Source organism: Eisenibacter elegans DSM 3317, from assembly GCF_000430505.1.
Classification (GTDB): Bacteria; Bacteroidota; Bacteroidia; order Cytophagales; family Microscillaceae; genus Eisenibacter; species Eisenibacter elegans.
Genome location: NZ_KE387154.1, coordinates 478,563 through 488,948 on the forward strand (window position 1 = coordinate 478,563; position 10,386 = coordinate 488,948).

The window sequence follows — 10,386 nt, forward strand, 5'->3', positions numbered from 1 at the left end:
TAAAGTAACCCCACATTAAGCAGAATTGTTTTTGGGTGGTTTGCTTACGACATGCCTAGCCAAGATGCGGAGTGCTTCGGTTTTGGCTGTAGGGCTACGTTTACACTGCCAGAGCTGTTGGCGTGCCTTGGCAGCGGCTTGTGCTTCTTGGCAAATGGGCAAGGGGTAGTCTTTACCCAAATGGCATTGGTACAGCGCCTGTTCTAGCGGAGACATCAGCCAAGGCTGATGCAGGTATTTAAGGGGTAACGGAGCCAAAATAGGCAACCACTGTCGGATAAAATGCCCTTCGGTATCTTGTTCTTGAGATTGTTTGACAGGATTGTATACTCGGATGGTATTGATACCTGTAACGCCAGCCTGCATCTGAAACTGAGGGTAATGAATGCCTGGCTCAAAATCGAGAAAGAGGCGCGCTAGATGGGTAGCGCCGGCTTTCCAGTGCATCCAGAGATGGTGGGTCAAGAAGGAAACCAACATAGCCCTCATGCGGAAGTTGAGGTAGCCGGTTTGGTGGAGGGCTTGCATAGACGCATCGACGATAGGGTAGCCAGTGCGCCCTTCGGCCCACGCTTGCCAGCGCTCGTCGTTGGGGTGGTATTGGAGTGATTCATAGGCGCGGTTGAGGTGTTCAAACTCCATTCGGTCTTCCATCTCAAATTTCTGAATAAAATGACACCGCCACCACAGCCTCGACACAAAAGCATCGAGTTGGAATTGCCAACGGGTGGTATTTTGTAGGGCTTGGTATACCTGACGGCTGGAGAGGTTGCCCCAAGCCAAATAGGGGGATAGACGGCTGCAACTCTGCCGGGAGGGGGCGGGTTGGGAAATATGGCGCGTATAGTGTTGTGCTCGGCTGTCCAAGAAGGTCTGCAAGTAGTGGTGAGCCGCCGACTCTCCTCCAGGTTGAAACAGCGCCGCCTTGGTCTGCCAAGCAGTAGGGAGAGAGGTTTGGAAAAAGGGCGATTCCCAAGCTTGGCTTATAGGGAGTGCTTGGTAGCGCCGCCAGTCGGGGTGTGCTAAGGGAGCGTTCATGTGCTTTTCCCAGGTCTGTGTCCAGCCCTCTCTGTTGCGTAGCCCACGCCTTACTCCGTTGCTGGGGAACTCGTGCCAACGAATACCCTGATGGGTACACCATTGCTGTATGGCCTTGTCTCGTTCGTAGGTAATGCGCAAGCCCGTTTCTTCGTGGGAATACAAGGCTGCAATGTCAAAAAAACTGCGAAGGTGCTCCAGTACAGGCAATGCTTCTCCATAAGCAACTTGCAAAGGAATGTTTTGGGTGGATAACTCGCGCCGCATGCCCTGCAAAGACTGCCACACAAAGCGCCAATGTCGTGTGTCATATTCGGGTGCTTGACACACCGAAGGCTCATAGATATAGAGCAATATCAGAGGCAAACCTTCGGCTAAGGCCGCCTGCAATGGGGCGTGGTCGCGCAAACGCAAATCGCGTTTAAACCAAACAATGTTGACAAGAGGACGCGAAACAGCCATAGACAAAAACGTTCTTTGCCCTGACTAACTATTTGTCAGTGCGCAGTGTTTGAGCGCCATTCAAAACCATAGAGTATCGTGTGGCCTTGGGTAGACTACCAGATGACTTGAGATCAAACCTTACCCAGTAGCTTGAGCAAGAGCACGATAAAGGGCGTAGCCAACAACAGACCATCAAAACGATCCAAAAAGCCGCCGTGCCCGGGGATGGCATTGCTTACATCCTTGATTTGTAGGGCGCGTTTGTACATAGACATGACCAAGTCGCCATAAGTACCCAACACAATCACTATCAGCGCCACACTCATCCAAACCCAAGGAGTAAGCGCAGGGAAGATATACCTAAATGCTAGTGCCATCAACAAGCAAGCCACGCTGCCAGTGATAGAGCCTTCCCAGGTTTTTTTGGGTGAAATACGCAAGAATAGTGGGTGTTTGCCCCATTGTCGGCCTCCAAAATAGGCCGCAATATCGTGTGTCCAAATCAGAAACAAAATCGCCAAAACCACATCGGGACGGTAAGTACTGTCTGTTTCAAAAGCAATCAACTGTATCAGAGAGAGCGGCAACGCTACTTGGGCAATGCCCAACAGTGTGAACCCTATGTCGCCAAAAGGATTACTAGTGCTTTTCTGATAGAGCCTGAAAATCATAACCAAGCCAAACAAAGGGTACAGCGCTAGGTATGCTTGTGTGGGGAGGTAAGCATTCTCGACCAAGTACATCATCCCATAAAGCGCAATGCCTAGTGCGGTTCCATAATGGCGCAAAGGGGTATATCCGGCCAGACGCACTAGTTTGTAAAACTCTAGCTGGGTCAGGATGAGTATTCCCAAAAAAATAAGCGAAAATGACCATCCATCCCACAGAATAGCCATCAACATCAGCAAAAAACCCAACACACCACTCACAACTCGTGCTTTGAGGTCTTGGTAAGTGGCTGCTTTGTTTGAATCTTGCGAAATAATCATAAGAGGGGGATCTTCTTGCTTCAACACGGCTCAGGAATGGGGGCTAAGGTGATTGCGGATGTGGATACGGTGAAAGATAAACAGCAGCCCTGCCGTGATTGCTAGCGAAGTCAGTGCTGTAGATAAGGGAACGGCCTGTGTGTCTTCTATATCGAACCCAAGGCTGCCTTGTTGGTGTAGGTAAATCATCGTTACTGTAAAGGCATTGTTGACAAAGTGTGCCAAAATCGGCAACCATAAATTCCCTGACCAATAAAACAAATAGCCAAACAAAATCCCCAAAGCCATACGAGGGAAGAATCCGTAAAACTGTAAGTGTATGGCGCTGAAAATCATCCCGCTTAGCCAAATAGCAATGTGGATGTTGCATACCTCTGATAGGCGGCGCTGCAATACTCCTCTAAAAACTAGTTCTTCGCCAATGGCAGGTACGACCCCAATCACCAATAAACCCAAGGCAAATTCCCAAGGGCTGGCAAAAGAAGTCATAAATTCGGTCAGGGTTCGGAGTTGGTCTTCTTTGCTTTTGGCCCATTGTTCCCAGCCCGAAAAAACCGATGGTAGCTGGATATGTGTATTCCACTCGATGAGCAGGGCGTTGAAAGGCATCACCAAAAGCGTAACCAAGACCGTTAGTACAAGGGCTTGAGCCAAGATACTCGGACGAGGGCTGAGCACCCTAAGTGAATTCCCCTCTACCCAACGAAGATAGGCATAGGTACTAATGATAAACCCGCCGCTGGCCATCATTCCCTGCAAAACCAAGAGCACTACACGGCCCTTAGATGGTGGTTGGACGCTCATGGGGTCGCGCATTACATCGGCCAGACCTTGAAAATCAAGAGAGAAAAACGGCATCAAAGCTGCCAACCCTACCAATTGAAAAACAAACAACCCTACCAACACAAAGCCCAACAACAACAGCAAATGGCTGACGAGTTGTATCCAGCGGGCTACAGGATTGTTTTCGGGAGTATGGAGCTTGGGCTCCGGGGAGTTGGAGTATAAAGTTTCTTGAGGAGTGTTCTCCGACATATATTTTGAGGGTCGAATGACTGATGTTAAACCAATAGCGGATAATGCTCAATTTAAGCATTCATAGCTCATTATCAAAGTTTTATGGCTATGATTGTAACATATCCTGAGGAAGTGCAATTCCAGCTGATGACAAAATCAACAAACTGCACAGTGTCAAACGGCAAAGGTAGCTAAAAAACCCCAAAATAAGCACCCTCAACAGCAGGTTTGCACAGCCTCAAAATATGGGGTGGGTCAACCTCTTGGCAACAACAACGAAGAATCTCCATAGCTCAAAAAGCGGTAGTCGTTATCGAGCGCCGTTTGGTAGACTTTGCGCCAGTCTTGGCCTATCAGCGCAGCTACGAGGAGTATGAGGGTGGTTTGTGGTTGGTGATAGTTGGTAATCAAGCCTCGGCAGAGCCGCATTTGGTAGCCGGGCATAATCATTATCTCAGTATACCCTTGGAGCTGTGTTAGATTTTGGGCTTGCATATAAATCTGGACAGCCTTGAGCGCCTCTTGAGCGCTAGGAAGCGGTTGTTGGCTGCGGGTATAGGCCCAAAGTTGGGGGATGTGAAAGATGCCTTGCCCTTGTTGGTCAAGCAATTGTACGCCAAACCAGTAGAGGCTTTCGAGAGAACGCATGGCCGTAGTTCCTACCGGTATAAGGCCTTCAGGGTACTGTAGTAGGGCCGCTAGCTGCGCTTGCGAAACAACGATGGCCTCGTTGTGCATAGGGTGTTGAGCTACATCGCCTTGGTGTGTTTCTTGGATAGGTTGAAATGTACCCGCGCCCACATGGAGGGTTACAAAGCCCTGAGCAATGCCTTTGGCGGCCAACTGTTGCATCACTTCGGGTGTGAAGTGTAGACCGGCAGTGGGGGCTGCTACAGCACCTTCGGCCTTGGCATAAACGGTTTGGTAACGCTCATAGTCTGTAGCTTCGGCTTCTCGTTTGAGATAAGGAGGCAGTGGCAGCCTGCCTGCCTCCTGTACGACAGCAGCAAAGGGCAAACCCGTGGAAGCCCAACGGAGAGATACCTCGTTTTGCTCGCGGTTGTGCCAACGGGCTTCGAGCGTGGTGTGTGTTAGGGTCATTGAAAGGCTGAGTGACTCCGGCCAACGTTTCTTGTTGCCTACCATCACTTTCCACACAGTTTCGTCAGTAGTGCTCATTGCTTGTTGCATATCCGTAGGCTGGAGCGGCGACAACAACAACAACTCTATCAAAGCTCCGGTAGGCTTTTGGAAAAAAAGCCGTGCAGGAATGACCTTGGTATCGTTAAAAACCAACATCACCTCGGAGGGCAGCAAGTCGGGAAGGGCGCTAAAACGGTGGTGGCTGATGGCTCCGCCTTTGTAACACAACAACTTGGCACTATCACGCGGGGTAACAGGGTGCTGCGCAATACGCTCGTCAGGCAGATGATAGGTATAATCAGCTAGGCTAATTTTTGGAATGGAGGGCATAGTCCTATGAACAGTAGGGTTGGCGACGGGAGGCTTATTTAATCATTTGGGTATAAACTACCTTCTTGGTCTCGAAAAATGATTCCTCAAAAAAATCACTAATCTCCCAGACTTTACAGGGCTTGCGACAAGCCTTGATTTCTTCGGCCAAATCACCGCCTTTGAGGCTGATGATGCCGTTTTTGAGGGGGTGGTTGTACATCTGAGCAAACTTGTCGCGAGTCCAATACACCAAGGTTTCGAGAGGAGCCACTGCCCGCGTAACCACGAAATCAAAATATTGGTCTACATTCTCAGAGCGCTCGTGCAGGGCACGGGCATTCTTCAGCCCAAGCCCTTCTATCACTTCCTCGACTACTTTGACCTTCTTGCCGATAGAGTCGACCATCAAAAAGCGGGTTTCGGGAAATAAAATAGCCAAAGGTATACCCGGAAAGCCTCCGCCCGTGCCCAAATCCATCACTTCGGCCATAGGCTTAAAGCCCATTACCTTGGCAATAGCCAACGAATGAAGTACATGGCGCTCATAGAGCAAATCTACATCTTTGCGCGAAACCACATTGATTTTCTGGTTCCAATCTTGATACAAGCTCCCGAGGCGCTCAAAATGCGCTTTTTGACTGTCAGTAAGTTCGGGGAAATATTTTTCTATCAACGCGACCGTTGGGTTCATAAGTGTAATTAGGGAATTGGCACAAACTCATCCTCAGACCCCAATGGCCTGAGCTACATTCATCGACACAAAGGTACAGGTTTTTTGCTTCTTCAAAACCTATCCGCCCAAAGCTAACCCTTGTGGCCTATTTACACATGATATTTTGATACGGATAAATACTGATGTTGGATTGTTTTTGTGCTAGAATAGCAGTATCTTTCCTAAACTATATGTACTTCTCAAACTTGTCTTATGATGCTCTACACTTTATTTACCCACCCACTTTTGCTCCAGCAACTGACTTGGGCCGACCAAAACCTACCTATGCTTTATTGGTGGGTCGCCATAGGCTGTACAGGCTTCTTGGTACTACATATCACCCTAAGCGGGATGTTGGGCATTGACCTCGACTATGACTTTGACTTCGATATTGGCGACCTCGATTTGGGCGATGTCTCTCTTTCTGCCTTCATTACACTTTTTGCCATCATGGGCTGGGCTGGCTACTTGGGCTACCAAATGACCAGTTTTTCACACGCCGGCATCGTAGGGGTGTCAGGTACTGCCGGAGTGCTGGGTTTTGTGGCGGCAGTTTGGCTACACAATCGCCTCAAAGCACTGGAACAAACCGGGAATGTCGAACTACAAAACGCCATTGGCCAAATTGGCAGTGTATACCTGACCATCCCCCAAGGCGGAGAAGGACAGATACAAATTGTCGTACAAGGCAAACTAATGACCCTCGATGCCCGATGCGACGAAGCCACCCTGCCCACTGGTGAGCAGGTCATCGTCTATGCGATTGAAGAAGATAAACTCATCGTAGGCCCTTATCAGACATTGATTAATTCATAACTTCCAAACATATACCTTAAACCTCGACAAACAAAACACACATGATTATGGAATACCTGTTCAGTACCATCGGCGTTAGTATTGGCATTCTCTTCCTACTAACCCTTTTTTTGCTATCCCGCTACAAACGTTGCCCCTCCAACAAAGTGTTAGTCATCTACGGAAATGTAGGCAAAGGCCGTAGCGCCCGCTGCGTACACGGTGGCGGCGCTTTCATATTGCCCGTCATCCAAGATTGGCAGTTCCTCAACCTCAATCCTATCCCCATCGAAATAGATTTGCGTGGGGCGCTCTCTAAGCAAAATATTCGTATCAATACGCCCAGTACTTTTACGGTCGCTATTTCTACTAAGCCCGAAATTATGCTCAATGCTGCCGAGCGATTGCTTAGCTTAGACGAGAGCGAAATCAAAACTCAAGCACTTGACATCATCATAGGGCAGCTGCGATTAGTGATTGCCACCCTGACCATCGAAGAAATCAACCAAGACCGTGAGCAGTTTCTGTCACTTATCAACAAACACGTAGCTACTGAGCTCAACAAAATCGGGCTAGAGCTTATCAATGTTAATATAAAAGACATTACCGATGAATCTGGTTACCTCGAAGCCATCGGCAAAAAGGCCGCCGCCGAAGCCATCAACGTCGCCAGAGTAGAAGTAGCCCAACAAGAGCGTAGCGGTGCCATTGGCGAAACCAAGGCCCTACGAGAGAAAGAAGTGGAGGTGGCTTCCGAATTGGCCGCCGCTGATGAAGGACGAAAAGAGGCTGACTCTAAAAAACGTATCGCCATCGCCGAGCTAGAAGCCCAAGCTATCGAAGGAGAAAATATCTCCAAAGCCCGTGTGGTAGAATACAACGCTACCCTGGCCGAGAAATCTGCCGAAGCCCGCCGACGTAGTGAAGTAGCCGAGGCAACAGCCAAACGCGAAATCCTCGAAAATCAAAAAGCTACCGAACAAGCTCGCCTCGAAAAAGACGAAATTATCCACAAGGAAGTCCAAAAACGCAAACAAGAAATTGATGCCGAAGCCGAAGCCGAGCGTGTCCGCCGTATCGCCAAAGGGGAGGCCGATGCCGCATTGCTTAAATACAACGCGGAAGCAGAGGGTCTTCAAAAACTCCTCGAAGCAAAGGCCAACGGGTATAAAGAAATTCTCAACGCCTGTGAAGGCGATACCAATGCTGCTGCCATTTTACTCTTGATTGAAAAGCTCGAATCCCTCGTAGCCAAACAAACCGAGGCCATTGCCAACCTCAAAATCGACAAAATCACGGTTTGGGAAGGCGGTGGCGAGCAAAATGGCAATGCTACGACCAACTTCGTCCGCAACTTTATCAACACACTCCCCCCAATGCACGAGCTAGCACAGCAAGTCGGGATAGAGCTGCCCCAATTCTTGGGCAATATCAACCCCCAAGACCTACAAAAAGCGCTTGAAGTTAGCACTAAGGCCAACGGACGAAAACGCAAACAAACCGAAAGCTCTGAAAAAGCCGAAACAATAGAAGAGTAACCGACCTAGCTTCCCGAAACACATCAGCCACCTCAATCAATTGGGGTGGCTGTTTTGGTAAAGATAGCCTGAGATAAACTTTTGAATTTCGTTGATTTTTTATAACTTTATCCTGAAAAACACAAAATACCTTCTGATTGGAAGGGAAAAACTAACCACTACATCATTGTCGCCACAAAATCATGAGCAAGACAAGTACACTCATCCAAAACGGAATCTATTTCGATGGCTTAGGCAACCCCGGTCGTAAAGCCGATTTATTAATCAAAGACGGAAAAGTCGCTCAAGTAGCCGACTATATCCCCCCACCCGAAGGTGTAAACATACTCAAGGCCGATGGCCTGTGGGTTACCCCGGGGTTTCTTGACATACACACACATTATGATGCTGAGGTCGAAGTATTGCCCGGGCTAGAAGAGTCCGTAAGGCACGGTGTAACGACGGTCGTCTTCGGAAACTGCTCCCTGTCCAGCGCTGTCGGTACCGAAGACGATATCATTAACCTATTTAGTAGGGTCGAAAACATGCCCACTGATATCTTACAAAGCTGGGTGCGCAACAAAATCACTTGGAAAACTACCCGCGAATATTATGAACATCTCGATAGCTTACCTGTAGGCCCTAATATCGCTACCTTCATCGGGCACTCTAATCTCCGTATTGCGACCATGGGCCTAGAACGAAGCCTTACTATCCACAAAGCCAACAAAGCCGAAATAGAAAAAATGAAAGGCACCGTACAAGAGGCTATGGAAGCAGGATACCTTGGGCTTTCTATAGATATGTTGCCGCTGCATCGTATGGCATTAGGGGAATTCAAAGGGGTATCAGTGCCTTCGCAACAGGCGCACTTTAGTGAATATATTAAATTGGCTTCCGTTGTGCGCAAGTACAACCGTGTTTTGCAGGCTACCCCCAATGCCCTCGACAAACGCTCGGCGGCCTTGTTGTTCCTAATGAGTATGGGTGTTTTTCGCAAACGACTGAGTACCACAATCGTAGCTGCACTAGACGTAAAATCAGACCCAAAAATCCATAAAGTAGCAACCGGCCTAGCAACAGTTTTCAACAATGTCTTTCGTACAGATGTACGCTGGCAAGCCCTAGCCGAACCTTTTCTCAATTATGCTGATGGAGCCATCAGCCCACTTTTCGAAGAATTCCCTTCCGCAGCAAAAGCCATTGGAATGAATAGTGAAGAACGTAAGGCGATGTACGCCGACCCTTCCTTCCGTGAATGGTTCAAAAAAGACTGGAATCACAAAGGCCCTGCCGTATTTCATCGCCGCTTAGACGATATGTGGGTCGTCAAATCCCCAGAAACAGGCCAAGAAGGGCGATCTGTCGCCGATTTAGCCGCCGAGCGTAAACAAGACCCCCTTGACTTTTTTATGGATATGGTGGCTAAGTATGACCAAGACTTTCGATGGAAGAGCGCCGTGGCAAATCATCGAGAGGAAAAGCGGATCAAACTATTGGCACACAAAACGACCATACCAGGATTCAATGACTCCGGCGCACATAACGTCAATATGGCTTTTTATGATGGCTCACTCCAAACCCTCAAACAAGCACAGAAGTACCCGCATGTCATGTCTATCGAAACAGCCATTCATCGTATGACTAAGATGGCTGCTGACTGGCTGGGCATCGACGCAGGAGCCTTACGGGTTGGAGATCGCGCCGACTTGGCTATTCTCGACCCTACACAGTTAGCCTCAGGGCTTAGTGAACCCATCGAACATCACGACCCAAGGCTCGGCGGCACAATGCGTCTCGTCAAACGCTCAGATAAGGTAATGAAGCATGTGATGGTCAAAGGAGAGTTGCTATTTAGTGAAGGGCAGTTTGCTCAAGACTTAGGGCAACGTCAATACGGCCAACTACTCCGATCTACTAGGCGTTAGTGTTTATTCAAATGGCTAGAGCGAGGGAACTAACCCTGCCCCGCTCTAGTCTATATCTTCCTTCGTTGTTGCTTAGACTACGAATAGATACTACTCCCACCTCCCTATTCATTATCTGTGAACACATCCTATGTTGGGGTTTTCGGTCTATGTTCAACAATTTTCTTCTTGACAGTCAGTGGTTTAGGGTTTTTGGGCAAAAAAAACGGGGTATGCTGCTTGCGAATTGGTGTTGCGTGCTTACCTTTGCACTCCCAAAACGATGGGATGTGGCATTTGCCGCGAGAGAGAGGTTGAAAAAAGTTTGCTAAAAAGTTTGGAGTTAACAAAAGCTTGCTTACCTTTGCACTCCCAAAACGATGGGAATGTTTGAGAAAGGGATTGCAGAAGTTTGTTGAAAAAATAAAGTTGTCCAAAAGCTTGCACAGTTTAATAACGGCGCTTACCTTTGCACTCCGAACCCTTTGTAAAAATCAAGTTTTACAGCAGTG

Annotated in this window: 8 protein-coding genes; 3 read left to right on the forward strand and 5 right to left on the reverse strand. The window is 48.4% G+C overall.

The window, feature by feature from the left end:
• Window positions 1-15 precede the first annotated feature (15 nt).
• From G499_RS0117980 to rsmG, 5 genes are all read right to left on the reverse strand, one after another.
• Window positions 16-1,500, reverse strand: coding sequence for an FAD-binding domain-containing protein (locus tag G499_RS0117980; protein WP_035727996.1), 1,485 nt, complete (start codon window positions 1,498-1,500; stop codon window positions 16-18).
• A 113-nt stretch (window positions 1,501-1,613) separates the two neighbouring features.
• On the reverse strand, window positions 1,614-2,471 hold the full coding sequence (locus G499_RS20730) for a phosphatidate cytidylyltransferase (protein WP_035727999.1): 858 nt from the start codon (window positions 2,469-2,471) through the stop codon (window positions 1,614-1,616).
• Window positions 2,472-2,501: 30 nt separating this feature from the next.
• On the reverse strand, window positions 2,502-3,506 hold the full coding sequence (locus tag G499_RS0117990) for a CPBP family intramembrane glutamic endopeptidase (RefSeq protein ID WP_051296385.1): 1,005 nt from the start codon (window positions 3,504-3,506) through the stop codon (window positions 2,502-2,504).
• Between the two features lie 237 nt (window positions 3,507-3,743).
• Window positions 3,744-4,961: an S-adenosylmethionine:tRNA ribosyltransferase-isomerase gene (locus tag G499_RS0117995; protein WP_027001081.1), complete on the reverse strand. Its 1,218-nt coding sequence runs from the start codon at window positions 4,959-4,961 to the stop codon at window positions 3,744-3,746.
• A gap of 34 nt (window positions 4,962-4,995) precedes the next feature.
• Window positions 4,996-5,634, reverse strand: a complete 639-nt coding sequence (gene rsmG, locus G499_RS0118000) for a 16S rRNA (guanine(527)-N(7))-methyltransferase RsmG (RefSeq protein ID WP_035728001.1) — start codon at window positions 5,632-5,634, stop codon at window positions 4,996-4,998.
• Window positions 5,635-5,868: 234 nt separating this feature from the next.
• Between rsmG and G499_RS0118005 the strand changes: the two genes are divergently transcribed.
• The 3 genes from G499_RS0118005 to G499_RS0118015 all read left to right on the forward strand — a co-directional run bounded on the left by G499_RS0118005 (window position 5,869) and on the right by G499_RS0118015 (window position 9,895).
• Entirely contained in the window at window positions 5,869-6,471 is a 603-nt protein-coding gene (locus G499_RS0118005; RefSeq protein WP_027001083.1) for an NfeD family protein, read from the forward strand.
• Between the two features lie 47 nt (window positions 6,472-6,518).
• Window positions 6,519-7,988: a flotillin family protein gene (locus tag G499_RS20735; protein WP_154658536.1), complete on the forward strand. Its 1,470-nt coding sequence runs from the start codon at window positions 6,519-6,521 to the stop codon at window positions 7,986-7,988.
• Window positions 7,989-8,170: 182 nt separating this feature from the next.
• Window positions 8,171-9,895, forward strand: coding sequence for an N-acyl-D-amino-acid deacylase family protein (locus G499_RS0118015; RefSeq protein ID WP_035728003.1), 1,725 nt, complete (start codon window positions 8,171-8,173; stop codon window positions 9,893-9,895).
• The last annotated feature ends 491 nt before the right edge of the window (window positions 9,896-10,386 follow it).

What these genes read in the sequence shown, in the direction of transcription:
- G499_RS0117980 (WP_035727996.1), bottom strand. Translation starts at nt 1,500, where the DNA reads ATGGCTGTTTCGCGTCCTCTTGTCAACATTGTTTGGTTTAAACGCGAT.
- G499_RS20730 (WP_035727999.1), bottom strand. Translation starts at nt 2,471, where the DNA reads ATGATTATTTCGCAAGATTCAAACAAAGCAGCCACTTACCAAGACCTC.
- G499_RS0117990 (WP_051296385.1), bottom strand. Translation starts at nt 3,506, where the DNA reads ATGTCGGAGAACACTCCTCAAGAAACTTTATACTCCAACTCCCCGGAG.
- G499_RS0117995 (WP_027001081.1), bottom strand. Translation starts at nt 4,961, where the DNA reads ATGCCCTCCATTCCAAAAATTAGCCTAGCTGATTATACCTATCATCTG.
- rsmG (WP_035728001.1), bottom strand. Translation starts at nt 5,634, where the DNA reads ATGAACCCAACGGTCGCGTTGATAGAAAAATATTTCCCCGAACTTACT.
- G499_RS0118005 (WP_027001083.1), top strand. Translation starts at nt 5,869, where the DNA reads ATGATGCTCTACACTTTATTTACCCACCCACTTTTGCTCCAGCAACTG.
- G499_RS20735 (WP_154658536.1), top strand. Translation starts at nt 6,519, where the DNA reads ATGGAATACCTGTTCAGTACCATCGGCGTTAGTATTGGCATTCTCTTC.
- G499_RS0118015 (WP_035728003.1), top strand. Translation starts at nt 8,171, where the DNA reads ATGAGCAAGACAAGTACACTCATCCAAAACGGAATCTATTTCGATGGC.